The organism is Marinactinospora thermotolerans DSM 45154, from assembly GCF_900167435.1.
In the GTDB taxonomy this organism is placed as follows: Bacteria; Actinomycetota; Actinomycetes; order Streptosporangiales; family Streptosporangiaceae; genus Marinactinospora; species Marinactinospora thermotolerans.
Genome location: NZ_FUWS01000015.1, coordinates 79090 through 105760, shown reverse-complemented (window position 1 = coordinate 105760; position 26671 = coordinate 79090). Strand labels below are relative to the sequence as shown.

General features: G+C 71.4%; 23 protein-coding genes. 16 read left to right on the top strand and 7 right to left on the bottom strand.

Translation table 11 applies throughout. The annotated features are described in order from the left end of the window. Positions 1-129 precede the first annotated feature (129 nt). Entirely contained in the window at positions 130-894 is a 765-nt protein-coding gene (locus B5D66_RS22555) for an ABC transporter ATP-binding protein (protein ID WP_078763813.1), read from the bottom strand. A 335-nt stretch (positions 895-1229) separates the two neighbouring features. On the opposite strand from B5D66_RS22555, the gene B5D66_RS22550 reads away from it, so the two are divergent. From B5D66_RS22550 to B5D66_RS22540, 3 genes are all read left to right on the top strand, one after another. Beyond that, positions 1230-2444: a sensor histidine kinase gene (locus tag B5D66_RS22550; RefSeq protein WP_078763812.1), complete on the top strand. Its 1215-nt coding sequence runs from the start codon at positions 1230-1232 to the stop codon at positions 2442-2444. A 26-nt stretch (positions 2445-2470) separates the two neighbouring features. Beyond that, positions 2471-3118 carry a response regulator gene (locus B5D66_RS22545; protein WP_078763811.1) on the top strand — a complete coding sequence of 216 codons (648 nt, stop codon included), beginning with the start codon at positions 2471-2473 and terminating at the stop codon, positions 3116-3118. A gap of 241 nt (positions 3119-3359) precedes the next feature. Next, positions 3360-3983, top strand: coding sequence for a TetR/AcrR family transcriptional regulator (locus B5D66_RS22540; RefSeq protein ID WP_078763810.1), 624 nt, complete (start codon positions 3360-3362; stop codon positions 3981-3983). 471 nt (positions 3984-4454) lie between these two features. Here the strand turns inward: B5D66_RS22540 and B5D66_RS22535 are convergent, their stop codons facing one another. Together B5D66_RS22535 and B5D66_RS22525 are read right to left on the bottom strand one after the other, a co-directional pair. Next, positions 4455-5315, bottom strand: coding sequence for a hypothetical protein (locus tag B5D66_RS22535; RefSeq protein WP_078763809.1), 861 nt, complete (start codon positions 5313-5315; stop codon positions 4455-4457). 1771 nt (positions 5316-7086) lie between these two features. Then, the gene (locus B5D66_RS22525; RefSeq protein ID WP_078763808.1) at positions 7087-7803 is read right to left on the bottom strand and encodes a class I SAM-dependent methyltransferase; all 717 of its coding nucleotides are present in this window, start codon (positions 7801-7803) and stop codon (positions 7087-7089) included. Between the two features lie 501 nt (positions 7804-8304). Between B5D66_RS22525 and B5D66_RS22520 the strand changes: the two genes are divergently transcribed. Continuing rightward, positions 8305-8691, top strand: a complete 387-nt coding sequence (locus tag B5D66_RS22520) for an SdpI family protein (protein ID WP_078763807.1) — start codon at positions 8305-8307, stop codon at positions 8689-8691. A gap of 416 nt (positions 8692-9107) precedes the next feature. Here B5D66_RS22520 and B5D66_RS22515 read toward each other — a convergent pair whose 3' ends face one another. After that, on the bottom strand, positions 9108-10439 hold the full coding sequence (locus B5D66_RS22515) for an MFS transporter (RefSeq protein ID WP_078763806.1): 1332 nt from the start codon (positions 10437-10439) through the stop codon (positions 9108-9110). A gap of 247 nt (positions 10440-10686) precedes the next feature. Here B5D66_RS22515 and B5D66_RS22510 point away from each other — a divergent pair, with 247 nt between their 5' ends. The 4 genes from B5D66_RS22510 (at position 10687) to B5D66_RS22495 (ending at position 14260) form a co-directional block, all read left to right on the top strand. Next, complete coding sequence (locus B5D66_RS22510; protein ID WP_078763805.1) at positions 10687-11709, top strand: phosphotransferase family protein; 1023 nt, start codon at positions 10687-10689, stop codon at positions 11707-11709. Positions 11710-11861: 152 nt separating this feature from the next. After that, positions 11862-12566, top strand: a complete 705-nt coding sequence (gene fabG / locus B5D66_RS22505; RefSeq protein ID WP_078763804.1) for a 3-oxoacyl-[acyl-carrier-protein] reductase — start codon at positions 11862-11864, stop codon at positions 12564-12566. A 74-nt stretch (positions 12567-12640) separates the two neighbouring features. Then, complete coding sequence (gene fabI, locus B5D66_RS22500) at positions 12641-13405, top strand: enoyl-ACP reductase FabI (protein WP_078763803.1); 765 nt, start codon at positions 12641-12643, stop codon at positions 13403-13405. Between the two features lie 93 nt (positions 13406-13498). Further along, on the top strand, positions 13499-14260 hold the full coding sequence (locus B5D66_RS22495) for an SDR family NAD(P)-dependent oxidoreductase (protein ID WP_078763802.1): 762 nt from the start codon (positions 13499-13501) through the stop codon (positions 14258-14260). A gap of 54 nt (positions 14261-14314) precedes the next feature. Here B5D66_RS22495 and B5D66_RS22490 read toward each other — a convergent pair whose 3' ends face one another. Beyond that, positions 14315-16114: a helix-hairpin-helix domain-containing protein gene (locus B5D66_RS22490; RefSeq protein WP_078763801.1), complete on the bottom strand. Its 1800-nt coding sequence runs from the start codon at positions 16112-16114 to the stop codon at positions 14315-14317. Positions 16115-16282: 168 nt separating this feature from the next. Continuing rightward, positions 16283-17236 (bottom strand): aldo/keto reductase, encoded by a 954-nt coding sequence (locus tag B5D66_RS22485; protein WP_078763800.1) that lies wholly within the window; start codon positions 17234-17236, stop codon positions 16283-16285. A gap of 356 nt (positions 17237-17592) precedes the next feature. Between B5D66_RS22485 and B5D66_RS22480 the strand changes: the two genes are divergently transcribed. The 5 genes from B5D66_RS22480 to B5D66_RS22460 all read left to right on the top strand — a co-directional run bounded on the left by B5D66_RS22480 (position 17593) and on the right by B5D66_RS22460 (position 21327). After that, positions 17593-18747, top strand: a complete 1155-nt coding sequence (locus B5D66_RS22480) for an undecaprenyl-diphosphate phosphatase (protein ID WP_078763799.1) — start codon at positions 17593-17595, stop codon at positions 18745-18747. A gap of 69 nt (positions 18748-18816) precedes the next feature. Continuing rightward, a complete protein-coding gene (locus B5D66_RS22475; protein ID WP_078763798.1) occupies positions 18817-19596 on the top strand; it encodes a histidine phosphatase family protein in 780 nt (259 codons plus the stop codon). 74 nt (positions 19597-19670) lie between these two features. Beyond that, a complete protein-coding gene (locus B5D66_RS22470) occupies positions 19671-19898 on the top strand; it encodes a hypothetical protein (RefSeq protein WP_078763797.1) in 228 nt (75 codons plus the stop codon). Positions 19899-19966: 68 nt separating this feature from the next. Continuing rightward, complete coding sequence (locus B5D66_RS22465; protein ID WP_078763796.1) at positions 19967-20554, top strand: DUF3090 family protein; 588 nt, start codon at positions 19967-19969, stop codon at positions 20552-20554. Positions 20555-20583: 29 nt separating this feature from the next. After that, positions 20584-21327 (top strand): SCO1664 family protein, encoded by a 744-nt coding sequence (locus B5D66_RS22460; RefSeq protein ID WP_078763795.1) that lies wholly within the window; start codon positions 20584-20586, stop codon positions 21325-21327. A gap of 109 nt (positions 21328-21436) precedes the next feature. Here the strand turns inward: B5D66_RS22460 and B5D66_RS22455 are convergent, their stop codons facing one another. Continuing rightward, positions 21437-23857: an HAD-IC family P-type ATPase gene (locus B5D66_RS22455; RefSeq protein WP_078763794.1), complete on the bottom strand. Its 2421-nt coding sequence runs from the start codon at positions 23855-23857 to the stop codon at positions 21437-21439. A gap of 230 nt (positions 23858-24087) precedes the next feature. On the opposite strand from B5D66_RS22455, the gene B5D66_RS22450 reads away from it, so the two are divergent. The 3 genes from B5D66_RS22450 to mshC all read left to right on the top strand — a co-directional run bounded on the left by B5D66_RS22450 (position 24088) and on the right by mshC (position 26577). Beyond that, positions 24088-24891 carry an NRDE family protein gene (locus B5D66_RS22450; RefSeq protein WP_078763793.1) on the top strand — a complete coding sequence of 268 codons (804 nt, stop codon included), beginning with the start codon at positions 24088-24090 and terminating at the stop codon, positions 24889-24891. A gap of 153 nt (positions 24892-25044) precedes the next feature. Then, a complete protein-coding gene (locus B5D66_RS22445) occupies positions 25045-25254 on the top strand; it encodes a hypothetical protein (protein WP_235001168.1) in 210 nt (69 codons plus the stop codon). Between the two features lie 96 nt (positions 25255-25350). Then, the gene (gene mshC / locus B5D66_RS22440; RefSeq protein WP_078763792.1) at positions 25351-26577 is read left to right on the top strand and encodes a cysteine--1-D-myo-inosityl 2-amino-2-deoxy-alpha-D-glucopyranoside ligase; all 1227 of its coding nucleotides are present in this window, start codon (positions 25351-25353) and stop codon (positions 26575-26577) included. Positions 26578-26671 lie beyond the last annotated feature (94 nt).

The window sequence follows — 26671 nt, the reverse complement described above, 5'->3', positions numbered from 1 at the left end:
GTGGCGGAGGGTGTCGGTGAAGACGAGGGTGCCGGTGACGAACATGACGCCCAGCACGATGGCCAGGGCGGTGGTGAACAGGCGGCCCTTGTGCAGGCGCAGGCCGGCCAGGGTGGTGCGTAGCACGGTTCAGCCCTCCAACGCCAGCAGGTGGTCCAGCACCGACTCGGCGGTGGGATCGTCGACCTGTCCGGCCGGGCGGCCATCGCGCAGGAACACCACCCGGTCGGCGTAGGAGGCCGCCACCGGGTCGTGGGTCACCATCACCACGGTCTGGCCCATCTCACGCACCGAGTCGCGCAAGAACGCCAGTACCTGGGCGCCCGACCGCGAGTCGAGGTTGCCGGTGGGCTCGTCGGCGTAGACCACCTCGGGCGCGCCCAGCAGGGCGCGGGCCACGGCCACGCGTTGTTGCTGGCCGCCGGAGAGTTTGGCGGGCAGGTGGTCCAGTCGGTCGGCCAGGCCCACCACTTCCACGATGCGGGCCAGGCGTTGGTGGTCTATGCGGCGTTTGGCGATGCGGGCGGGCAGGGTGATGTTGTCGCGGGCGGTGAGCATGGGCAGCAGGTTGAAGGCCTGGAAGACGAAGCCGATGCGGTCGCGGCGCAGTTGGGTGAGTTGCCGGTCGGTCAGGGCGGTGATGTCGGTGCGGCCCATGGTGATCTGGCCGGAGGTGACGGTGTCCAGTCCGGCCAGGCAGTGCATCAGGGTGGATTTGCCCGAGCCGGAGGGGCCCATGATCGCGGTGAACGCGCCGCGGGCGAACTCCAGGTCCACCCCGTCCAGGGCCCGTACCAGCGTGCCACCGGTGCGAAACGTCTTGGTCACCCCACGCGCCACCACCACCGGCGGTGCCTCGGTGCGGGCACGGACCTGGGCCGTACTTTCACTCACTGCTGCTGCTCCTAGCACGATCACGGACGATGTGGAGCGGCCCGCCCCGATGGGATCCGGGCCGCTCCCGACGTCCTCAACGCTAGGTCCGCGCCGGGGCGCCTCCCCTCGGCCGCGAAGCCGATCCGGGCACGGCCGAAGGTGCGTGCCGGCCCGCCCGGAAGGCTTCTTTCGGAGATTCGGGCACCGACTTTCGTCGGTCCCCCGATGGGGCCCATCCCCGCCCCACGCCGCCCGCACCGCCCCCGCGGCCGGCGCCGACGCGCGCCCCGACTTTCGGCGCCCCCCTCCACGGCGGCGCGGGGCCCTGCTCCCGGCCGCCTAGAATCCGGCCCATGACCAGGGGATGCGCCGGAAGCGCGGTACAGCTGTGGGAATGGGGATGGGAGCGGCGCTACCGGATCGCCGACTGGTGCTACGCGGTCTGGTTCCTGCCGTTCGTCGCGGTGATGAACCTGGTCTCCCCCGCGGGGGGTGCCCTGCTCCTGGACATCCTGGACGCGAACCTGCCGGCCCCGGTGGTCGTGTTCCTCCTCCTCCAGACCGGTCTCGTCTTCCCGCTGCTGGTGTCGGCGGCGATCCTGTTCCGCCGCAGCCGCCCGGTGTGGTTGCTCGGCATCGCGGCGGCCGCGCTGTTCCTGTTCTCCAACGTCGTGCCGACCGTCATCGCCATCTACTCCTACGCGGTCTGGTCCACCGACCGGCGCTCCCTCTCCGCCTGGAGCGGCGTGCTCGCCGTGGGGATCGTCTGGGCCTACCACGGGAACGCCAGTGTCCTGACCGTGTCGATCCTGATCATGGCCTTGGTCCTGCCCCTCCTGGTGGGGCTGTGGTTCGGCACCCGCCGCCAGCTCGTCGCCAACCTGCGCGAGCGCGCCGAACGCCTCGAACGCGAACAGCACCTCATGGCGGAGAGCGCCATCATCGCCGAGCGCAGCCGCATCGCGCGGGAGATGCACGACGTCGTCGCGCACCGGGTGAGCCTGATGGTCCTGCACGCCGGCGGGCTGGAGGTCTCGGCGCCCGACGAACGCACCGCCGAGACCGCCGGGCTGATCCGCACCACCGGCCGCGAGGCGCTGGCCGAGCTACGCGAGATCCTCGGCGTGCTGCGCGCCGAGCCCGACGGCGCCCCCATGGCCCCGCAACCGGTCCTCGCCGACCTGCCCCGCCTCATCGCGGACTCGCGGGCCGCCGGGATGACCGTGGAACACCACACCAGCGGCCGGCCGCGGCCCCTGTCGGCGCAGGCCGAACGCACCGCCTACCGCGTCGTCCAGGAGGCGCTGACCAACGCGGGCAAACACGCCCGGGGCGGGGCGGTGACGGTGCGCGTCCACTACGGGGAGGCCGACCTGGAGGTCGTCGTCGCCAACGAGCCGCCCCCGGAGGCCGGCGTCGAACGGCCGCCCTCCGGGGGCTACGGCCTGACCGGGTTGCGCGAACGCGTCGAACTCGCGGGTGGCACGCTGACCGCCGGACCCCGTTTCGACGGGACGTGGCAGGTCCGCGCTATCGTGCCGGTGACGGGGAGCGGCGTGCCGCGGTGACCCCGGACGAGTGGGGGAGGGGACACGTGATCCGGATCGTCGTGGTCGACGACGAGCAACTGGTCCGGTCGGGGCTGCGGATGATCCTGGACTCCGCCGACGACCTGGAGGTCGTCGGCGAGGGCGCCGACGGCGCCGACGCGGTCCGCCTGGCCCGCGACCTGCGCCCCGACGTGGTCCTGCTCGACATCCGGATGCCCGGGGTCGACGGGCTCACCGCCGCCGCCGACCTCGCCGCCCTCCCCACGGCGCCCCGGGTGGTCCTGCTCACCACCTTCGACCTCGACGAGTACGTCCACCGCGCCCTGCGCGCCGGCGCGGTGGGGTTCCTGCTCAAGGACACTCCGCCGCGTGACCTCATCGGCGCGGTGCGCACCGTCCACGAGGGCAACGCGATGCTCGCCCCCAGCGTCACCAAGCGGATGCTGGAACGCTTCGCAACGCCGCCGAGGTCCGGCGCGGTCGAGGCGGCCCGGCGCCTGGAGGTCCTCACCGAACGCGAACGCGCGGTGCTCGTCGCGGTCGCCCAGGGCAGGTCCAACGCCGAGGCCGGACGGGACCTGGGCATGCGCGAGGCCACGGTGAAGGCGCACGTCAGCCGCATCCTGGCGAAACTCGACATGACCAACCGGGTGCAGGCGGCCATCCTCGCCCACGACGCGGGCTGGGTCTGACCCCTTCCGGACACGAGCCCCGCGCGCACGGGACTCGCGCGACGGGCGCGTGAAGTCCGCGTTAAGGCCGGACGGAGTACGGACGCTCCGCAAGGGGCGGGGCTATCGTGGAAGCGGCCCCAAGAGCCGGGGTCCCACGGGGCCGTCACGGGTCCCGACGCTGCAGAAAGGCTGAGCCGTGGCCGTTCGAACACGTGGTGCCGCCGGGCGGACGCCGCAGGCCGACCACGTCACCGATTCCGTGGAGGGCGTGCCGCACGTCACCGGAGCCGACGACCCCGAGGCGACGGTGCCCGGCAGGCTGCTGGCCGTCGCCACCCGCCTGTTCGCCGAGAAGGGATTCGACCGCACCTCCGTTCAGGAGATCGTGAACGCCGCCGAGGTGACCAAGGGGGCGATGTACCACTACTTCGACTCCAAGGACGACCTCCTCGCCGAGATCTACGCCCGCGTGCTGCGGATGCAGATGACCCGGCTGGAGCGCATCAGCTCGGGACCGGGCGACATCGCCGAGCGGGTCCGGGCCGCCGCCGCCGACGTCGTGGTCACCACCATCGCCAACCTCGACGACGCCACCATCTTCTTCCGCTCGCTGCACCAGCTCAGCCACGACAAGCAGCGCGAGGTGCGCGCCGAACGCCGCCGCTACCACGAGCTGTTCCGCTCGCTCGTCCAGCAGGGGCAGGACCAGGGTGTCTTCACCGACCGGGTGCCGGCCGACATCGTCGTGGACTTCTACTTCGGGTCCGTCCACCACCTGAGCACCTGGTACCGGCCGGAGGGGGAGCTGTCCCCGACCCAGGTGGGCGACCACTACGCGCGTCTCCTCCTGGACGCCCTGCGGCCCACGACGTCCGCCTCCTGAGGGTCCGTGGACGGACGGGACGGCCTCTTCGGGCGGACCGCGTCCCCGGTGCCCCCGCTGAGCCGGCGAGGTGAGACGCGGCCCGTCCCGCTCCCAGCTCCTCCGCCGGATCTGGGAGCGGGGAGAAGCTGACCGAGGCGAAGAGGGCCAGAAGGCCGGGTACACGGATGGGATCCGCCAGATGCCGTGTTCAGCGTCATCTGTGGTGCCAACAGAGCGCTCATGCCTGAGGCAGGGATCTGTATTTGGAGTACGAACCTTGAGTATCTCCAAGGAGTGACACGGAAGGTATAGGAGTCTTGTGTCGAGGGAGCGGTTCAGGAAACGCTGAACCTGCACCAGCAGGACTAATGATCCTTCTCAGTCGGTACGGAGATCTGGCAGAGGTTATCGAGACCTGCCTTGGGTTTACTAGCGTGAAAAGATGTGGCGGAGAATAGTTGACAATTTAATCTCGCTGAGAGATTTTCGTTAAGGGTCCATGAGGGAGAGGTCGCTGAGCCGGTCAACGGTCTGCGTGCTCTTCTTGGTGGTGGGTTTGGGCATTTTCTCGTTGGAGGATCGGCGAAGGATCTTCAGTTCCCTTCCTTCGACCCATGCATTCCAAGACTTGATGTAGTAAAAGAGGTGTTCGCGCGAATTTTCGCGCCTTCGTACGATTTTTCCCGCTGCGAGAGAGAGTGTTGTGTTGCGCAAAGTGAGGCGAGGGTCTCCCACTTTCAGGTCGGCGCCCGTTGTCAACCCTTCTAGCCAAGCGCTCTGGTCGATATCAGGCCTGGCTTTGCTGGTCACATACCAACCAATGGTGGCCGCCGTTATGGTCATGCGTATCGCTCGATTGATTGCCGCTGCCTTTAGGAGGGCTTCCCGCATGCCGGGGTTCGCTTCCAGAATTTCTACGAGCTGTTCGTTGCTGACTATTGAATGGCTTCCTGACCAGGCAGAGTCGGGATTGGTCTGGTAGAGATACAGACCTCGTAGTGCTGAGGCGAGATGAGCAGTGTTAGCTTCGCCGGACAGGGAGAGGACATCTTTTCCGGTCCTCTTTCTTCCTGTGTCCAAGACGGTAAAGGAAGAGCTTGGCGCTCCTTGGAATACCATCATTTCGACCGTTGCTCCAGCTTTGATTATGGCATGCAGTCGATGCTGGCCGTCCAGGAGCCTTCCGGACTCGTCAAAGGCGATCCCTTGATGAGTTAGCTGCCACTCTCCTCGTTTGATTTGTTTGACTAGTTGTTCGACCGTGGTTCGACTTAGAGGGCGGTTGTTCTGGTTCCGTTCAAGCCACTTTTTGGCTATCTCGGGGGTCACGCTTACGATGTTGGCTTGCATGTCATTTCACCGTGTCTGTGGCTGACCTGTGCTGCTTCGGTTGTTGTGGAGAGAGTATACGAAAGCAATCTATCTCGGGTTGAGTTCTGCGAAATGAAAGTGTTTTGTGTATTAATGGTAGATTTTGTGCTCTAAAAGATCGTCTGTAACGTATTCGAGTTTTTGTCCATCTCTGAGGTGTTTCTTGCTGAGGAGGCTGGGTGTAGCTGTGTATCACCTTGGTTGGGACCTCTCTGAGGGACAGAGAAAGGGGATAGTGCTTGATGGCGCTGTCAGTTTGCAGTACACGTGCTAAGGCGCTTACCCAAAGAGGCGTCGAGAACTCCGTCTCCCCGCTAGGAGGGTGGACTTCAGCCCGGTATGAACGAGGAAGAAGTATGGGAGTCGATCGACTGCGCACGTGGGGTCGATGCTGTGCTCGGTGGCGTCGGCCAAGTGGTCATCGGCCGCGCTGGCCAGATCTGGTGTCTTGATGGTTGAATACGACATCTCCACGAGGTTGATTTCGGGGATGTAGGCGGACAATCGCTCCAGATGTGAAGCCGGTTCTGGCCAGCCGTTCAGGCGTGCATGGCTCGGTTCGTGTGCGCGCAAGCCCGTCTCGGACCAACATCCGCTCACCCGTGTAGAAGGCCTGAACCGTTTCGGCGCTGGGGTCGGTGCACCAGCGTCATAGACGCAGGGCGAGACACGTTCTGAGCTCCGCGTTTGGGCTCGGCAGCGTAGCCCAGCACGGCGGCCAATGGGGCCTTCTTCCAGTTCAGGCGGTGGGTCAGGGCTGGGGGCGCAGGGGCGTGGGGGTGGAGTCCCTGGGGTAGCGCAGAGAGCGATTCGCTGGAAAATATGATTTTTGATATGTGATTACTCGTGCGCCACTTGTCGGGCGATTTCGGACTCATCATATTTGCCGGCCTTGCGCTCGGACCGCTGCAGGTCCCAGTCCAGCTGGACGGTGAGGAAACCGCCACGCCGGAGGACCGCCACAGGCGCATCCCGTCTGTCCGGGCCTGCGCGCTCCAAGGTTCATAGAACCGTCTTGTGCCCGTGCGACAACGTGCTTTCCGCGGGAGCCGCACGTCTGCTCGGCCTGCTCATTGGTGATTTTCGGGGCTGACCGGTGGCGGTGCATCGTCCCCACTCCACCCTATTTCCACAGGTGTTTCCAGTGCTGCGCACTCTCTGTGGACACGTCGAGCGTCTACACGATCCCGGTATGAGGGGGTGCTGGATGGAAAGCTCGGCCGTGCAGACACCTGGCCTCGGCCAGTTCAGGCAGGTCAGCGGTGAAACGGCTTCCGTCAGATGGCGGGTCCGGCTTAAAGGGGGCCGTCATGCTCACACGGTCGAGCCATTCATTCCCGCGCAACTAATGAAAAGCTCAAAAATGATGAGAACATCGTTGGGTCCGTCCTCAACGACCACAGACTCTGGAAAAAGCTGATGTAGTGGGTTGGCTGACGCGATATCCTGTCCGCCGCCTATTGGGTCATCGCTGTTTCGGCCTCCGATCGCAGTGCAACCACCTAACCGGCCGCTGGAATGGGTCTCATGTCTTGCTTGTTGTCCTCTACCGACCTGTGAGAGGCATGATGTTTGATTTTGCTGGTACAGGAAGAGGAGGCTCCCATGGCCGAGTGCAGGGCGGTGCGCTGAGAGCTAGCGTGGCTTTGCCGTTGGTGTTCCTTTGTAGGCGGGCACGGGTCCATCCTTTCCCTATCGCCTGGTTGATGCTGTCTCAGTCTGAATTACACAGCGATTGTGCCTGTCGGGGTCAGCGCTCAGGGTTGACGGCTCGGAAGTAGAGGAATCTGGGGCGGGTCATCAGCAGGGTGTACCAGTAGGGGTCGGCCTGTTCGCACTCCGGCAACGGCATGGGCTCGACCAACTGGTCGACGTCGAAGCCGGCCCGGCGTAGCGCGCTGAACGCGCTGCTGAGAGGGCGTCGGTAGAAACGGACCTCGCGCGGGCCGCTGGGCAGCGGCCATTCGTCGGTGACCATCTCGGTGCGGAAGTAGTCGGGCCGGTCGAACCAGCGCCAGTCCTCGCCGGGGTGGTGGACGGACATGACGAGCGCGCCGCCCGGTCGCAGCACCCGCCGCAGCTCCCGCAGGGGCGGTACCCAGTCCTCCAGGTAGTGCAGCACCAGCGAGGCGGTGACGAGGTCGAAGGAGCCGTCGGGGAGGAAGTCGAGCGGTTCGGCCAGGTCGGCGCGGTGGAACTCCGCCCGGCCGCCGGCGACGCGGGCGCAGCGTTCGCGGGCCAGCCGCACCATCACCGGGCTGACGTCGATCCCGGTCACCTCGGCCCCGCGCTCGACGAGCCGCGCCGACAGGTGGCCGGCCGCGCAGCCGACGTCCAGCACCCGCCGGCCCGCCACGTCACCCGCCAGCGCGAGGATCGCCGGCCGGTCGTAGTAGGCGTTGGCCGGGCTCGACGCCGTGTGCTCGGCGTACTCCGCGCCGAGTTCGTCGTACTGTTCCGCCGCCACGCTCGTCTCCTTACACTCTCGGCCGCGGCGCCATCACCCCGGCGGCGGTGCCAGGCTATTTCCCCGTCTTTCCTGCCGCGTCAGCCGGAATCCGCGCGGGCACGTTGGTGCGGCCGGCGCGCCGGCCCGCGCCGTCCCTTCCCCAGTGGTCCCCGGCTCCGCCCTCATGGGGACGGTCCGTGGGCCGGGGATGGGGGCTGCGCGTGGAGCCAGGGGCGGTGCGCGGGGCTCGCGCCGTCCGTTCCGCCGGCGCTCCCCGGCCGCTCGGGACGGTGGTGGTCGAAGGCGGCCCACAGGCCCGCAGGGCGAGGGCGCGCTCCGGGAGTCCCGCCCAGCCCTCTGTCCCGGCCATGGCCCGTCCGATGCCACGCCCAGGGGCGGGGGTTGGGGGCAACGTCCCGTTATGGGCCGTCCGTGGTACACAGGCCGTTCCACCCCGGAAGCACGGGAGGGGCGTCGCCGGCGGGAACCGGGGCGGAGGGAACGCGCGGAGGGCGGCACATGGAACACCTGATCGGAATCGTCAGCCTGGCCGTCGGCCTCCTGACGGCGGCCGGGGTTCTGTTGGCCGTCGCGAGGTCGGCCGCCAAGGGGGAGCTGGAGCGCAACCCCATGGTCGGGATCAGGACGCGGACCACGCTCTCCTCCGACGCCGCCTGGCGGGCCGGGCACCGGGCCGCGGCCCCCTGGCTGACCAGGGCCGCCCAGACGGCCCTGGTCGCGGGGATCGTCAGCGGGGTCATCGCCGTCGTCCAGGCGGTGACGGGCGCCGGCGGCGCGGCCGTCCTCGCCGTGCCGGGCGCCGGCTGGATCCTCTTCCTCCTCCTGGTGGTCGTCGCGGTACGCAGGGCCGACACCGCGGGCAGGGCGGCGACGGAGGGGGCATGACCGCCCCGGCGGCCGAGGGCACGCCGGCACCAGGCCGGCCGCGCCGTGGGCGCGACCGTGGTGCGCCTCCCTCCAGAGGGCTGTTCCCCGATCCGCGGGAAAGGGAGACGGGGCGTGGAGACCTTCCCCCGCCGCGTGGTCCGGGGACGCCGCCCGCGCCGCTGTGACGCGGCGCCGCCGGGCGGGTAGGGAGCCGTGGCTCCCGGTCGCCCCTGGGAGACGCCCGGGGCACGCCCCGCGCCCCCGACGGCCGGTCTTCCCGTGTTCCGTCAGGGGGCGGGGCGAAAGCGTGTGACGCCCCCTCCGCGCCCCGGCCCGGGCGCGAAGGGGACGTCCGGTCGCGGGGCCGCCGGGGCGTTCGGGTGGCGCCCCGGCGGGCCGGAGCGCCACGGAGCGGCCACGGGTCCCGGCGAGGATCAGGCCGGACGGGCGGTCTCGCGGTGGGCGCGGCGGCGCACCAGCAGCCACACCGACAGCAGGGCGATGGCGGCCAGCACCATCAGGTACCCCGAGACGGCCAGCGAGGTGCCGAAGGCGTCGAGCAGCAGCACCATGGCGAAGGGCGCGAACCCGCCGCCCACCACGGAGCTGATCTGGTAGCCGAGCGAGGCCCCGGTGAAGCGCACCTCCGGTTCGAACAGCTCGGCGAACAGGGCCGCCTGCGGCGCGTACATGATGCTCAGGAAGATCCCGCAGCCGAGCATGCCCGCGGCCATGATCCAGATGTTGGCGGTGTCCACCAGCAGGAACAGCGGGATCGCCCACACCAGCAGTCCGGCGATCCCGAAGGCGTAGACCCTGACCCGGCCGATCCGGTCCGATATCGACGCCGCCCACGGCATCAGCGGCAGCTGCACCAGGCTGAGCCCGAGGGCGACCAGGAGCACCGCGTTGCGGGCCATCCCGAGTTCCCGGGTGGCATAGTCGAGAATCCCGGTCACCAAAATGTAGAAAGCGGCGTGGTTCACAGCGAAAGAACCCCCGGCCAGCAGCACGGTGACCTTGTGGGAGCGCAGCACGTCGCGGAGCGGGGAACGCCGTCCGCCCGTCGCGGCGGCGGCCCGGAACTCGGGGGTCTCCTCGACGTGGCGGTGGATGAGCCAGGCCAGCACCAGGACGAACACGCCGAGCAGGAACGGGATCCGCCAGCCCCAGACGACGAACGCCTCGGGGCTGACCAGGAAGCTGACCGCGAAGTACACGGCGTAGGCGGCGACCAGGCCGATCGGCACGCCCATCTGCACCAGGCTGCCGTACAGGCCGCGCTTGCCGGGCGGGGCGTACTCGGTGGCCAGCAGGGTCGCCCCGCCCCACTGCATGCCCACGGCGACGCCCTGCACCAGGCGCAGCACGACGAGGATGATCGGGGCGAGCACCCCGACGGTGGCGAAGGAGGGCAGCAGCCCGATCAGGGTCGTGGCCAGGCCCATGCCGATCAGGGCCCACACCAGGGTGGGTTTGCGGCCGTACTTGTCGCCGAGGTGCCCGCCGAGGATGCCGCCGATCGGGCGGGCCAGGAAGCCCACGGCGAAGGTGGCGAAGGAGGCGAGGACGCCGGCCACGGGGCTGAAGGCGGGGAAGAACAGGGAGCCGAAGACCAGGGCGGCGGCGACGCCGAAGACGAAGTACTCGTACCACTCGACCGTGGCGGTCGCGGCGGCGGCGCCGGCGACGATGCGGCGGGTCCGCACGTCGACGGGGATCGCGGGCGGATCGGTCGGGGACTGGGGGGAGGGGGATGCGCTCATGGGGCCTTCCCGATGGAGGGGAGATCAGGAAACGGACGGGTGTGTCCCGCGTCACTTCGAGCTATGGAGAAAGATTGAAACCGACCGGATGGTATGTCAATGGTCATCTTTGCTTTTTCGCTGAATTTCTCTGGGGTATATTGCGCTACGGCCGAACGTCGATACCGGACGGTCGGTCGCGGTGACCGTACGGACTCCGCCGGGCCGCGGGCGCAACCGCGCGTCGGGCGGTCAGGCAGGAGAAGTGATGGCTGTGACGAACCCGCCGGGACTCGACCTCGCGCGCCTTCGGGAGCACCTCGACGCCCAACGGCCGGGACTGGTCGACGGCGAGCTGTCCGGAAACGTCATCGCCGGTGGACGCTCCAACCTCACCTACGCGATCACCGACGGCCGGCGCCGTTGGGTGGTGCGCCGCCCGCCCCTGGGGCACGTGCTCCCCACAGCCCATGACATGGCCCGCGAGTACCGGGTGATCTCGGCCCTGGCCGGCACCTCCGTCCCCGTCCCGGGGACCGTGCTGCTGTGCGAGGACCCCGAGGTGATCGGCGCGCGCTTCTACGTCATGGAGTTCGTCGAGGGCACGCCCTACCGCAGCAGCGAGGAGCTGCGCGCGCTCGGCCCCGAACGCACCCGCGCCGTGGTGCTGTCGCTGATCGACACCCTGGTGGACCTGCACGCGGTGGACCCCGCCGAGGTCGGCCTCGCCGACTTCGGCCGCCCCGAGGGGTTCCTGGAACGTCAACTGCGGCGGTGGAGCAAGCAGCTCGCGGCCTCGCGCAGCCGGGAGCTGCCGGGCATCGACGAGCTCCACGACCGGCTCGCCGCCGCGCTGCCGACCTCGCCGCGACCGACGATCGTGCACGGCGACTACCGGCTGGACAACGTGCTGGTCGACGGCGGCGACCGCATCAGCGCGGTGCTCGACTGGGAGATGTCCACGCTCGGCGACCCGCTCACCGATCTCGCGCTCATCGTCGCCTACAGCGGGCGCGAGCTGCCCCCCGACACCGGGGTCAGCACGGTCCGCGACGCGCCGGGCCACCCCACCACCGACGAGCTCGTCGCCCGCTACGCCGAGCGTTCCGGCCGGGACGTCTCGGCGCTGGGCTGGTACGTCGGCTTCGCGTTCTTCAAGCTCGCGGTGATCCTGGAGGGGATCCACTACCGCTTCAGCCAGGGGCAGACCGTGGGCGAGCACTTCGACCGGATCGGCGCGGCCGTTCCCGTCCTCGTCGAGGGGGGACTGGAGCGGATGGCCAGGGCCTGAGGAGCGGGCGGACGGGGCGGAAAATGCCCTTTTTCTTCCCGTCTGCCCATCCCCTCGGTTGGGAGTACCGGCCGGTAGCTGGATACCCTGCTGTCCGTTCTTCACTAAGTCGTCGACAGCACGGCAGCGTTTCTTCCGGAGGTGCCCTTCACATGTCCCGCTCGGTTCTGGTCACTGGCGGCAGCCGGGGGATCGGCTTGGCCATCGCCCGAGAACTCCAGCAGGCCGGTGACGCCGTCGCCGTGACCTACCGGTCGGGTGAACCACCTGAGGGCTTCCTCGGCGTCCAGTGCGACATCACCGACTACGCCCAGGTCGACGCGGCCTTCAAGACGGTCGAGGAGGAGCAGGGACCGGTCGAGGTGCTCGTCGCCAACGCCGGCATCACCAAGGACCAGCTGCTCGCGTTGATGAGCGAGGAGGACTTCACCTCCGTCCTCGACACCAACCTCACCGGGTCGTTCCGCGTCGCCAAGCGCGCGGTGCGCGGCATGATGCGCAAGCGCACCGGACGGATCGTCCTCATCTCCTCGGTCGTGGGCCTGCTCGGTTCCGGCGGCCAGGCCAACTACGCCGCCTCCAAGGCGGGCCTGGTGGGGTTCGCCCGCTCCCTCGCGCGCGAGCTGGGCTCCCGTAACATCACGGTCAACGTCGTGGCCCCCGGTTTCGTCGAGACCGACATGACCGCGGCGCTGTCCGAGGAGCGTCAGGCCGAGATCAAGAAGAACGTCCCCCTGGGCCGCTACGGGTCGGCCGAGGAGATCGCCAAGACGGTGCGCTTCCTCTCCGGACCCGACGCCGCCTACATCACCGGCGCCGTCATCCCCGTCGACGGCGGCCTGGGGATGGGCCACTAGCCTCCGCTCGCTCCGGCGCACCACGGACGGGGCGCCGGACTCCAACGATTTCGAGAACAGGACACGACGACTTCATGGGAATCCTTGAGGGTAAGCGCATCCTCGTCACCGGTGTGATCACCGACAGCTCCATCGCCTTCCACGTGGCCCGGCTCTGCCAGGAGCAGGGCGCCACCGTGGTGCTCACCGGTTACGGCCGGCTCAGCCTGGTCGAGCGCATCGCCAAGCGCCTGCCGGGCGAGCCGCCGGTGCTGGAGCTCGACGTCACCGACGAGGGCCACCTGGACAGCCTCGCCGACCGCATCCGCGAGCACGTCGACGGCATCGACGGCGTCGTCCACTCGATCGGGTTCACCCCGCAGGAGGCGCTGGGCGGCAACTTCCTCAACACCAAGTGGGAGGACGTCGCCACCGCGCTGCACACCTCGGCCTACTCGCTGAAGTCCCTCACCATGGCGGTGCTGCCGTTGATGAAGGACGGCGGGTCGGTCGTCGCCATGGACTTCGACGCCACCGTCGCCTACCCCGTCTACGACTGGATGGGCGTCGCCAAGGCCGGCCTGGAGTCCACCGCCCGCTACCTCGCCCGCTACCTGGGCGAACAGCAGGTCCGGGTGAACCTGGTCTCGGCCGGTCCGCTCAGCACCATGGCGGCCCGCAGCATCCCCGGGTTCAGCGACCTCGCCGAGTCCTGGCCGCAGCGCGCCCCGCTGGGCTGGGACGTCTCCAACCCCGAGCCCGCGGCCCGCGCCGTCGTGGCGCTGCTGTCGGACTGGTTCCCGGCGACCACCGGCGAACTCGTGCACGTCGACGGCGGCTTCCACGCCATGGGGGCGTAGGCTGTCCCGCATCACGCGCGCCGCGGGCGCCCATCCCCGGGATGGGCGCCCGCGGCGCGGACAGGATCGGCGACGTAGGGGGAGCGCAGGGGAATGGACCTGGAACTCGACGGTGCGAGGGTGGTCGTCACCGGGGCGAGCCGCGGCATCGGCAGGGCGATCGCCGGGGTGTTCGCCGGGGAGGGAGCGGACCTGGCGATCTGCGCCCGCTCCGCGGAACCGCTGGAACAGGCGGCCGAGGAGCTGCGCGGAACCGGCCGGACCGTCATCGCCGAGGCGCTCGACGTCGCCGATCCCGCCGCGCTGAGGGGGTTCGTCGACCGCGCCGCCACCGGCCTGGGCGGGATCGACGTGCTGGTCTCCAACGTGTCGGCCGGCAGCAGCGCGACCCCCGACCAGTGGGAGCGCAACGTCGCCACCGACCTCATGCCGTTCGTGCGGATGTGCGAGTACGCCGAGCCCTACCTGGCCGCGTCGTCGCGGGGCGGCTCGATCGTGCTCATCTCCACGACCTCGGCGCTGCACACCGGCCCGCCCTCCGGCCCCAAGGCCTACGGGCCGGTCAAGGCCGCGCTGAACCACTACGCCGCCTCGCTGGCCCGTACCCTGCCGGCCAAGGGCATCCGCGTCAACACCGTCTCGCCGGGGCCGATCGAGTTCGAGGGCGGCGGCTGGGCGCGGCGGAGGACCGACGCCCCGGACTTCTACGAGTCGATCCGCTCGGCCATCCCCATGGGGCGTCTGGGCCGGCCCGAGGAGGTCGCCCGCGCGGTGGCGTTCCTGGCCAGCCCGGCGGCCTCCTTCATCACCGGCGCCAACCTGGTCGTGGACGGCGGCTTCGTCGACCGGATCTGACGGCTCGGCCCCGCCGGCCGCCGTCCCGGGGGACGGCGGCCGGCGGGGCGCCGGTCACCCCTCGCGCAGGACGGCCGTCAGCCGGGTGTGCCGTTGGACCCGCGCCACCTCGCGCACCGCCTCGCCGAGCGCCGGTCCGGCCGCCTGCACGATCGACACGTGCCGGCTCGCCCGGGTCAGCGCGGTGTAGACCTGGGGGCGTGAGGCCCGCGTGTCGGGCGGGTAGACCGCGATCACCGCCGGCCACTCGTTCCCGTGCGCCGCCGCGACCGGGATCGCCCAGCCCGGGCGCAGGTGGGACGCCTCGGTCACCGTCACCGCGCGCCCGCCGGGAAGCTCCACGCCGGCGCCCTCGCCGCTCACCTCGCGCAGCACGCCCACCTCGCCGGGACCGTAGCCGGGGCCGTGGCCGGCGAGCAGCACGCGGTCGCCGGGGTCCAGCCCCCGATGCGCGCCGGGGCCGGGGTTCAGCCGCGCCTTGCACACCGTGTTGAGCGCGTCAGCGCCGGCCTCGCCGCCGCGCGTCGGGGTGAGGATCTGGACGTCGTGCGCCGCGATGCCCAACGCCCGGGGGATCGAGTCGGTGAGCAGCTGCACCGTCCGGTGGACGGCCTCACCGGCCGAGGCCGCGGGGACGACGACGACCTCGTGGCCGGGCGCCGCGACCTCTGCCAGCTCCCCTTCGGCGACCAGGCCGGCCAGTTCGGCGACGGGGTCCCCGCCGGGGTCGGCGGGCAGGGGCGCCACCGCGGCCGTCCGCGAGGCGACCAGGTCGGCCACGACCTGTCCGGCGCCGGCCGAGGGCGCTTCGGAGAGGTCGGCCACCAGGACCAGGTGGGTGCCGTCGGCGCAGGCGGCGACGAGCGCGGCGGCCGCCTCGACGTCCAGCGCCATCGCGCCGGTGACGACGACCAGCCCGGCCTCGATCGGCCGTTGCGCGTCGCGTCCCCGCTCGTCGGGGCCACGGGTCTCCAGCAGCTCCGGCACCGAGGCGACCTCGACGCCGGCGTCGCCCAGCCGGGCGCGCAGCGCCGCGGCGGCCGAGGCGGTGGGGGCGGCCACGGCGAAGCCGACCTCGCTGTCGGTGCCGATCGCGGCGGCGCAGGCCACCACGGTGGCGATCGCGGACCGCGCCCCCGCGCCGTGGGGCAGCACGCACACGCCGCGCAACGCGACGGTGACCAGCGCCGCCGTCACCTCGGCGGGGACGTCGAGGCCGAGCCGCAGGGCGGTCGCCTCGACCGTCTCGGCGGCGGTCGCGGAGTCCATGATCGGTTCGCTGGTGCCCATCAGCCGGGTCAGTCCCGCGCCCAGGCGCTGCTCGGCCGCGCCGAGGCCGGCCAGGGCGAGGTGGTGCTCGGGGTCGGGCAGCTCCGGCACCTCGTCGTCCTCGAAGTCGTCGTCGCCCTCGGGGAGCACCTCGAAGTCCGCGACGTCGCCGCTCTCCAGCGCCGCCTGCACCGCGGGCCCGGTCGAGCGCACCCCCAGAGCGCGCAGCGCGCCCTCCAGGCGCGGCCGGTGGAGCGCGGTGTGCCCCTCGCGCGCGGCCCGGCGCAGGAGGTGACGGACCAGGGCCCGGCCCCGGCGCGGGTCGTCGGGGGAGGCCGCCTCGCCCAGCGCGCGGCGCGCGCAGTAGTCGGCCTGCTCAGGGGTCACCGAGGCGACGTCGAGCAGCCGCCAGGGATCGGCGGACAGGGCCTGGTCGGCGCCGGGACCGAGCGCGGCCACCAGTGGTCCGGCGAGCCGCTCGGGCGCGCCCACGGCGGCCAGCGCGGTCCGGGCCCGGTCGAGGGGGCCGGCGCCGCCCGGCCCGGCCGCGCCGGAGGGGGACGGAGACGATGACGGGTCGGCCACGGAAAGCGCACCTCTCCTCGGGAAACGGACTGGGTGGGCGCCGGACGGACGCCCGTCCGGTGAGCTTAGCGAGCCTGGGGAGGGGCGGGACGCCGCCCGCCGCCGGGGCGCCCGCGCGTCGGGTGGGGGCCCTGCCGTCCGTGTTCCGGGGCGCGTCCGGGGTTTCGGTCAGTGCGGGGCGGAGGCGTCGTTGAGGGCTTCGCGGATCTCGCGGGGGAGCCGGACGTTCTCGGTGGCGAGGATGTCGCCGAGTTGCGCGGCCGTGCGCGGGCCGACCGAGACCGCGGCCACCCGCGGCTGGTCGCGCACCCAGCTCAGCGCCACCGCGAGCGGGGAGACCCCCAGTCCCTCGGCGGCGGTGCACACCGACTCCACGACGCGGCTGCTGCGTCCGTCGAGGTAGGGCTCGACGTAGGCGGCCATGTGCGGCAGCGCGCCCCGGGACCCGCCGGGCACCCCGTTGCGGTACTTGGCGGTCAAGACGCCCCGGCCCAACGGCGACCAGGCGATCAGGTGCGCGCCACAGTCGGTCAGGGCCGGCACGAGGTCGTTCTCCACCCGGCGGTTGAGCAGGGAGTACTCGGCGCCGGCCGAGACGATCGGGGTGCGCCCGGCACCGCGTCCGGCGGACTGCCAGGTGGCGTACCTGGCGAACTGCCACGAGGCGAGGTCGCCGACGCCGGCGTAGCGGACCCGTCCCGAGGCGACGGCGGTGTCGACCGCGGCCAGTGTCTCCTCGATCGGGGTGCAGGGGTCGTGGACGTGGAGCTGCCACAGGTCGATGTGGTCGGTCTGCATCCGGCGCAGGGAGGCGTCCAGGGAGGCGAGCAGATGCCGGCGCGAGGTGTCGTAACGGCGGTGGTGGTCGGGGGCGTGCCCCGTCTTCGTGGCGATGATCACATCGTCGCGGCGTACGACCGTGCCCAGGAGCCGTCCGATGATGCGTTCGCTGTGCCCGCCGCTGTAAATATCGGCGGTGTCGATAAGGCTTCCGCCCGCATCCACAAAGGCGGCGAGTTGATCGGCGGCCTCTTCCTCTTCGGTGTCCTTGCCCCAGGTCATGGTGCCCAGGGCGATACGCGACACCCACAGTCCTGAACCGCCCACCTGTCGCTGTTCCATGGCGCGGAGAGTACCCTCTCGCGCGCTCCGCGGGATGGGAGCGGTGGGTGAATCACGAGTGGCTATGGGATGTCCCAAATGCGTATGAAGTTCGATCTGCGGTTTTTCTGGGTTGATCTCCCCACCCGCATCTCCGTCCACGCCGCAGTCGAGCCCTCCACGGTCAGAGTAAGCTGCCCTGGTCTGCCCCCTGCACGACGAGCCGGCCCGCGTGATCCTCCCGGGGCGCGGGGCTCGCCCTGCCCCGGTCCCTGCCCGGCCGCCGCGTCGATGCGCGGGAATCGGCCGGCCGGGAGGCGACGCCTCCCGGGCGCGATCCCCGCCATGGAAACCGACTGCCAGGAGTCAATCCCGCCGTGTCCATCTTCGAGGCCATCATCCTTGGACTAGTCCAAGGACTGACCGAGTTCCTGCCGATCTCCTCCAGCGGTCACCTACGGGTCGTCGCCGCCTTCTCCGGGTGGCCCGACCCCGGTGCCGCCTTCACCGCGGTCACCCAGATCGGTACCGAGCTCGCCGTGCTGATCTACTTCCGCAAGGATGTCTGGAACATCCTGTCCACCTGGACCCGTTCCCTGGTGCGCAAGGACCTGCGGCGGCACATCGACGCCCGCATGGGCTGGTACGTCATCCTCGGTTCGCTGCCCATCGGTATCGCCGGGCTGCTGTTCGAGGAGCCCATCGACAGCTTCTTCCGCGACCTGCGGCTGACCGCGCTCACCCTGATCATCTTCGGTGTGATCCTCGGCGTGGTCGACCACTACAGCCGCAAGCACCGGGAGCTGACCGACCTCACCGTCGGACGCGGCCTGACCTACGGTCTGTTCCAGATGCTCGCGCTCGTCCCGGGCGTCTCCCGCTCCGGCGCCACCGTCACCGGCGGCATGCTGATGGGCTTCAAGCGTGAGGCCGCGGCCCGCTACGCCTTCCTGCTCGCGATGCCCGCCGTGTTCGCCTCCGGCGTCTACAAGCTCAAGGACATCGGCGGCAACGAGTACGCGGGATGGGGCGCCACGCTCGTGGGCACCGTCATCGCCTTCGGCGTCGGCTACGCCGTCATCGCCTGGTTCATGCGCTTCATCTCCACCAACAGCTTCATGCCGTTCGTCTACTACCGCATCGCGCTGGGCATCCTCATCCTGACCCTGGTCAGCTTCGGCAAGCTCGACCCCTCCGGCGGCGCCGAGGCCGAGGGCGTCGGTGGCGAGGAGGTCACCATCTCCCAGGAGGCGCCGGCCGACTCCACCCCCTCGCCCGAGCCCAGCCCCTCGGTCGAGCCCAGCCCGTCCGCCTCGGTGAGCACCGATCCCGTCACCGGCTGGCCCATCGACCCCGAGACCGGCCTGGCCCGCGACCCCGAGACCGGCCAGCACAAGGACCCCGTCACCGGCGAACTGGTCCAGATCGACCCGGGTACCGGTCTGCCGATCGACCCCTACACCGGCCAGCCCTACGATCCGCTCGTGATCCACGGCGACCAGGCGCCCGCCGGGCAGGTTCCCGGGGCCTGAGCCCCTCCCTCTCACCGGCCGCCGCGGACCCGCTCCGCGGCGGCCGGGCCCTTGTTAGGGTGGGCCACCATGGGCACCCCTGAGCACCCGCGTCCCGGCGGGTCCCCGACCCCGGACGGCCGTTCCGCCGACACCTCCCCCACCGGCTCGGTCACGTTGCTGCTGGTCCGTCACGGGCTCACCGAGCTCACCGGGGCCACCCTGGCCGGGTGGACCCCGGGAGTGCACCTCGACGAACGGGGGCGGGCCCAGGCCGCCGCGCTCGCGACGCGCCTGCGCTCCCTGCGGCTGGCCGCCGTCGTCTCCAGCCCGCTCGAACGCTGCCGCGAGACCGCCGAGGCCGTCGCCGCGGCCAACTCCTCCGTCGGCGAGGTCGTCACCGACGAGCGCTTCGGCGAGTGCCGCTACGGCGACTGGACCGGCCGCCCGCTCACGGAGCTGGCCCGCGAACCCCTGTGGGAGGTCGTCCAGGCCCACCCCAGCGCCGCGCGTTTCCCCGGGGGAGAGAGCCTGGCCGAGACCGCGCACCGGGCCGTGGCCGCGGTACGCGACTGGAACCGGCGGTTGCAGGCGCCGGACGGCGACAGCGCCTACCTGGTGTGCAGCCACGGTGACGTCATCAAGGCGATCGTCGCCGACGCCCTGGGCCTGCACCTCGACCAGTTCCAGCGGATCCAGGCCGACCCCTGCTCGCTCACCGCCATCCGCTACACCCGGACCCGCCCGTTCCTGCTCCGCGCCAACGACGTGGGCGGTGGCGTCGCCGACCTGCTGCCCCGGCCCGGTGAGTCCTCACCCGACGCGGTGGTGGGCGGGGGCGCGGGAGGCGCGCGCGACGAGAACCGGTGACCCCGCCCTGCGCCCGACCCGTTTCCCGGGTATTGCGGTCCCGCGGAGGGGGAGGAAGGGTAGGGTCTGCTGACATGGAAGGCGCCATGGAGAGCGGGCGGACCGCCCCCTGCACCATCCGGGCCGGGCAGCTCACCGGACAGACCAGGGTGACCGACACCGGTTCCCAGACCGCGATCCTGCACGCGGGTCCGATCGAGATCGCCTGCGACTGGAGCAACCGAGCTGGTCTCATCCAGCTCGCCGCCGCGGCGATGCACGCGCTGACGATCGTCGACGGCAACGGCAGGATGGAGATGTGAACGGCTAGTCCTCGGGGCGGCGGGCCGCCGGATCGCCACGGCGGACACGATCCTCTAGGGTTTCAGCCATGCCCGTGTTCCAATACGACCCTCCCGAGCGCTTCGTGGCCGGTACCGTCGGCCAGCCCGGTGAGCGGACCTTTTTCCTCCAGGCCGTCGGCGGCGGTCGGATCACCAGCGTCGTCTTGGAGAAAGCCCAGGTCGCGGCGCTCGCCGAGCGCATCGAGGAGCTTCTCGACGAGGTTCGGCAGCGGTTCGGCGTGCAGGCGGGCGATCTCGCGGCCACCGACCCGATCGACGACGCCCCGTTGCAGCAGCCGATCGAGGAGGACTTCCGGGTCGGCACGATGGCGCTGGCCTGGGACCCCGACACCGGCCGGGTCGTGATCGAGGCGCAGGAACTGGACGAGGCGGCGGCCGAGGCCGCCTTGGACCCCGACGGAACGGAGACGGAGCTCGAGGTCTTCGCCGAGGAGGCCCACAACCGCGACGTGCTGCGCGTCCATCTCACCCCGGCCGCGGCCCGCGCCTTCGCGGGCCGGGCCATGAGGGTCGTCGCGGCGGGCCGGCCGAACTGTCCGCTGTGCGGCCGGCCGCTCGACCCGGCGGGGCATATCTGCCCCCGCCAGAACGGTTACAAGCCCACGGGCCGGTGATGCTCCGGCCGGCCCGGCCAGGAGGGGAGATGACCGCGTCCTTCGACGGACTCACCACCACCGACGCCGAGGAGCTCCTGCGGGTGGGGGAGCTCTCGGTGGCCGGCCGGCTGGCCGACGCCTCGAACGTCACCCTGTACTGCACGGTCAGCGCCGCGGGGGCCAGCGCGGCGTGCGTGTACAAACCCGTCGCGGGGGAGCGCCCGCTGTGGGACTTCCCCGACGGCACCCTCGCCGGCCGCGAGGTCGCGGCCTACGCCGTCTCCGAGGCCCTGGGCTGGTCGATCGTCCCGCCCACGGTCCACCGCGACGGCCCCTACGGCGAGGGCATGGTGCAGCTGTGGATCGACGGCGACCCCGAGGCCGACCTGATCGAGCTGTCGCGGCGTGAGGATCACCAGGGGCTGCGCCGCATGGCGGTCTTCGACGCCGTCATCAACAACTCCGACCGCAAGATCGGCCACCTCCTGCCGACACGGGAGGGCCACCTCTACGGATGCGACCACGGCGTCTCCTTCGCCGAGGAGTACAAGCTGCGCACGGTGCTGTGGCAGTGGCGGGGCGAACCCCTGACCCAGGAGGCCCTGGAGGCCCTGGTCCGGTTGCGCGGGCGGCTGGCCGAGCCCGACGACCCGTTGAACGCCGAACTCGCCCGCCACCTCACCGGCCCCGAGCGCTACGCGATGGTCCGCCGGGTGGAGATCCTGTGCGAGCACCGGATCCACCCCTATCCCTCCCCGGACTGGCCCGCGGTCCCCTGGCCGCCCGTCTGACCCCCGCTCCTTTGGAGCGTGACCCCGCCCCGGCACAGCGCCGCCGGCCGCCCCCTCCACGGGGCGGCCGGCGGCGCGCTCCACGGCCCGCGCGCCGGGCCGGGACGCCTCAGGAACGGCGCAGCAGACGGTCGTCCACGAGGCGGATGACGGTGATGAGCGTGGCCGCCGCGCCGGCCACCACCAGGCCCGTGACCAGCTTGGCGGGGTCGCCGGTGTCCAACGCGAAGAAGGCCTGGCCGGCGGGGCTGAACAGGGCCACGAGCAACAGCCCCGCCATCGCCCCGACCAGCGCGACCTTCCACCACACATAGGGCTTGGCGACCAGCAGCAGCACCCACAGCGTCGTCGCGCACAGGGTGACCACCACGGCCGTGCGGTCGGCGAGCGTGGGCGTGGCCGCGCCGTCGAGCACGAGCAGGTAGGTGGTCACCGCGGCGATACCGCTGACCAGCCCGGCCGGGACGGCCAGGCGCAGCGTCCGCCCGACGAAACCGGGACGGGCGCGCTCCCCGTTGGGGGCCAGGGCCAGGAAGAACGACGGGATGCCGAAGGTGAGCGCGTTGATCAGGGTCGCGTGCCGGGGGAAGAAGGGGTAGGCCACTCCGATCAGGCCGACGATCGTGACCATCGTCATCGAGTACACCGTCTTGGTCAGGAAGAGGTTGGCCACCCGTTCGATGTTGCCGATCACGCGCCGCCCCTCGGCGACGACGTGGGGCAGCGTGGCGAACCGGTCGTCCAGCAGCACGATCTGGGCGACCGAGCGCGCGGCCGGGCTGCCCGACCCCATCGCGACGCCGATGTCGGCCTGTTTCAACGCGAGCACGTCGTTGACCCCGTCGCCGGTCATGGCGACGGTGTGGCCGCGTTCCTGGAGGCCGGTGACCATCGACCGCTTGTGCTCGGGGGAGACCCGGCCGAACACCCGGCCCTGTTCGACCTGCGCGGCGAAGTCGCCATCGTCCTCGGGCAGGCCGCGCGCGTCCACCGGGGCGTCCGCGCCGGGCAGTCCCAGCTCGCGGGCCACGGCGCCCACCGAGGTCGCGTTGTCGCCGGAGACGACCTTGACCTCGACGTCCTGGTCGGCGAAGTAGCGCAGTGTCGCGGCGGCGTCGTCGCGCACCCGCTGCTCCAGCACGACCAGCGCGACCGGGGCGACCTCGCCGGGGGCGTTCTCCCGGTCCACCCGTTCGCCGGCCCGGGCCAGCAGCAGCACCCGCAGTCCAGCCGCCCCGATCCGTTCGGCGTCGGCCGCGACCGGGCTCGTCGGCGGGGCCAGGACGTCGGGGGCGCCGATCACCCAGTGCCGTTCGCCGTCGGGGGTCTTCAGGGTCGCCCCGCTCCACTTGCGGGCCGAGGAGAACGCGGCGACGGCGACGACCGGCCACGTGGGGGCGCTGGGGTGGGCCTCGGCGATCGCGGCCATGCTGCGGTTGGGGCTGGGGTCGGCGGCGGCCAGCGCCGCCAGGATGTCGTCGACGGAGTGCGCCCCCGTGGGGTCGAGCACCCGCACCTCGGCCACCCGCATCCCGTTCTCCGTGAGCGTGCCGGTCTTGTCCGTGCACACCACGTCGACGCGGGCCAGCCCCTCGATCGCGGGCAGTTCCTGCACCAGGCAGTGGCGCCGTCCCAGGCGGACCACCCCGACCGCGAACGCGATGCTGATGAGCAGCACCAGCCCCTCGGGGATCATGGACACCAGCGCCGCCACCGTGCCGCGCAGCGCGTCGGCCAGCGGACCCGAGATCGTCCCGCCGCTCGACGTCGCGTCGGTGACGTGGCCGCCGAGGAACAGCTGGCTGTAGATGAGCAGCGCGCCGGTGGGCAGCAGCAGCCAGGTGATGATGCGCAGGATCCGGTCCACGCCCGAGCGCAGCTCCGAACGGACCAGTCCGAACCGGCTCGCCTCCTCGGCCAGCCGCGCGGCGTAGGCGGCGCGCCCCACCCGGGTGGCCCGGAACAGGCCGCTACCGGCCACCACGAAGCTGCCCGACAGGATCGGGTCGCCGGGGCGTTTGAGCACCGGGTCGGACTCGCCGGTGAGCAGCGACTCGTCCACCTCAAGGGCGGAGGCCGACACCACCACGCCGTCGACCACGGCCTGTTCGCCCTGACCGATCTCGATGACGTCGTCCATGACCACCTCCTGGGTGGCCACGTCGACGGTGGCGCCGTCACGCAGCACCCGCGGACGCGCCGCGTTGACGATGGCGAGCCGGTCCAGCGTGCGCTTGGCGCGCAGCTCCTGCACGATCCCGATCAGCGTGTTGAAGACGATGACCAGGGCGAACAGGCCGTCTTGAAGGGGGCCGATGACCGCGATGATCGCGAACAGCACCGCGACCATCGCGTTGATCCTGGTGAACAGGTTGGCGCGGACGATCTGGCCGACCGTCCGCCCGGACCGGACCGGGACGTCGTTGGCCTGTCCGGCCGCGATCCGTTCGGCCACTTCGGCCGAGCTCAGGCCGCGCGCCTTGTCGAGGACGGGCGCGGCGGGAGGTTGCCGGCCGTTGTAGTCGGACATCCGTTCTCCATCTCGGGGCGGGAAGGCCCGCGGCCGGCAGGCCCGTCCCGCGCGAAGCGCGTGGAGGGGCCGCTGCCACAATAGGGGCCTGCGGGCGCTGCGCTGAGCTTATGGGAGGGACGATCCCGCTGCGGTAGTGCCACCATCACGAGTGGATCGGGTGTTCGCACCCGCTTCCCGGGTTCGGTCCGGTTCCCGTGCCGGCCGGTCCGGCGCCGAAGGGAGGCCCCATGTGCACGGTCGTCGTCTTCCACGATCCGGCGGCGCCGGTTCCGCTGCTGATCGCGGCCGTGCGCGATGAGATGACCGATCGTCCTTGGCTGCCGCCCGCCCGGCACTGGCCAAGGCTGCCCGAGGTCGTGGGGGGACGGGACCTGCGAGCGGGCGGAACGTGGCTGGCGGTCGCCCCGGGGGCCGTCCCGCGCGTGGGCGCCGTACTGAACGGGTTTCCCGAGGTCACCCCGAGGATGGAGCGCGCGCCGGCCGAGGAGGGCGGGCCGGCCGGCCGGAGCAGCCGTGGAGAGCTCCCCTTGTCGGCGGCGGCCCACGGAGCGGTGCCGGACGCGGCCGAGGCGGCGCGCTTCGACCCCTTCCACCTGCTGCGGGCCGATCCGGCGGAGGCGGTCCTGTACTCCTGGGACGGCGCCCGGCTCCTAGGCAGGAGGCTGCCGCCCGGGGTGCACGTCCTCGTCAACAGCGGCTGGGATCCCGAGGCTCCCCGGGCCCGCCGCCACGCGCCGCTGTTCACCGCGGCACTTCCACGGACGGGGGCCGGGGAGCTGCGCGCCGCGAGCCGGCCGGAGGAGATCTGGGGCGGCTGGCTGTCCCTCGTGAACGAGGCCGCGGCCGGGCCCGCGCGCGGCGCAGGGGAGGAGGGCGGGGACTCCTCCGCCCTGTTCGCCCGGATGGATCTGCCCGGCGGGCGCGCCTGGGCCAGCACGTCGGTGACCCTGCTGGCCGTCGCGCCGGGGGTGGTGCGCTACGCGTTCAACGGGAGCCCGGGCGACCCCGGGGCCTGGTACATGGTCGGCTGAGGGACCGGGCGGCGCGCATCCGCACCCGCCCACGGGTAAACCCATGTCCCGGGAAACACGTCCTCTCCAGCGTAAACAACGAGCAACGGGCTGTCGGCGGGGCCGATGAGGCACGACGCCGGGCGTCCGATGCGTGAGGAGGTGCGTGTCCCGGTGCCTGGGCCGTCACCCGGACCGGGGGACATGGGCGGATCCGCCCACCTCTCCTGGGAACCGGCGTCATACTGGTTACTCTACGTCGTCGCGCTCGTGGCCGCCCTCGTCCACTGGCGTCTGGGCAACCACGCCATGGCCGTTGTGTGCGGGTGCGCGGTGGCGGCCAGCGTCGGGTTGATCGTCCGGCTCCACCGGAACGGGGCGTGACCGCGCGGGGGCGCAGAGCCCCCGCCGACCCATCTCACTCCGGGAAACCCTGCGTCACCACCTTTTCCGCCCAGATGGGCGGATAGTCTCTACGTTATGCGTTCCTGGTCTGCGCCCGACATCGCCAGCCTGCCCGGTAACGGCGGGCCACTCCGCGTCCACGACACCGTCACCGGTGGCCTGCGTACCACCGACCCGGGGCCGACCGCGCGGATGTATGTCTGCGGCATCACCCCCTACGACGCCGCCCACCTGGGGCACGCCTTCACCTACCTGACCTTCGACCTGGTCAACAGGGTCTGGCGGGACGCGGGCCACCAGGTCGACTACGTCCAGAACACCACCGACATCGACGACCCGCTGCTGGAGCGCGCCGAGGCCACCGGCGAGGACTGGCGGGCACTGGCCGAGCGCGAGATCCAGGTGTTCCGCGAGGACATGGCGGCGCTGCGCATCCTGCCGCCGCGCGCCTACGTGGGCGTCGTCGAGTCCATCGACCTCATCGTCGAGTTCATCGAGAAGCTGCGGGCCCGCGGCGCCACCTATGAGCTCGACGGCGACATCTACTTCTCGGTGGCCGCGGCCCGCGGGTTCGGCGAGGTCAGCGGCCTGGACCGCGAGGAGATGCTGCGGCTGTTCGCCGAGCGCGGGGGCGACCCGCAGCGTTCCGGGAAGAAGGATCCGCTGGACTGGCTGCTCTGGCGGGCCGAGCGGCCGGGCGAGCCGGCCTGGGACACCTCGCTGGGACGTGGCCGCCCCGGCTGGCACGTCGAGTGCAGCGCCATCTCGCTGCGCGAGCTCGGCATGGGCTTCGACGTCAACGGGGGTGGAGACGACCTCGTCTTCCCCCACCACGAGATGGGCGCGGCCGAGGCCCGCTGTGCCACCGGCACCCACCCCCAGGCGCGCAACTACGTCCACGTCGGCATGGTCGGCCTGGACGGCGAGAAGATGTCGAAGTCGCGTGGCAACCTCGTCTTCGTCTCCCGCCTGCGCGCCGCCGGGGTCGACCCGATGGCCATCCGCCTGGCCATGCTGCCGCACCACTACGCCACGGCCTGGGAGTGGACCGACGCCGAGCTGGCCGGCGCCACCGAGCGCCTGGAGCGCTGGCGGGCCGCGGTGGCGGCCTCCTCCGGCCCCGACGCCGCTCCGGTGCTCGACCGCGTCCGCGCCGCCCTGGCCGACGACCTTGACACGGCCACCGCCGTCGCGGCCGTCGACGCCTGGGCCGCGGCGGTCCTGGCCGGTGAGGGGGCGGACCCCGAGGCGCCGGCGCTGGTACGCGCCACGGTGGACGCTCTCCTCGGCGTCGAGCTGTAGCCGCCGCTCTCCCGCTCCGGTGCCGCCTTCCCGGGCGGCACCGTCAAGGGGGCGTGGCCGCGGGACGAGCACCCAGGCAAAAAAGCGGCAAAAC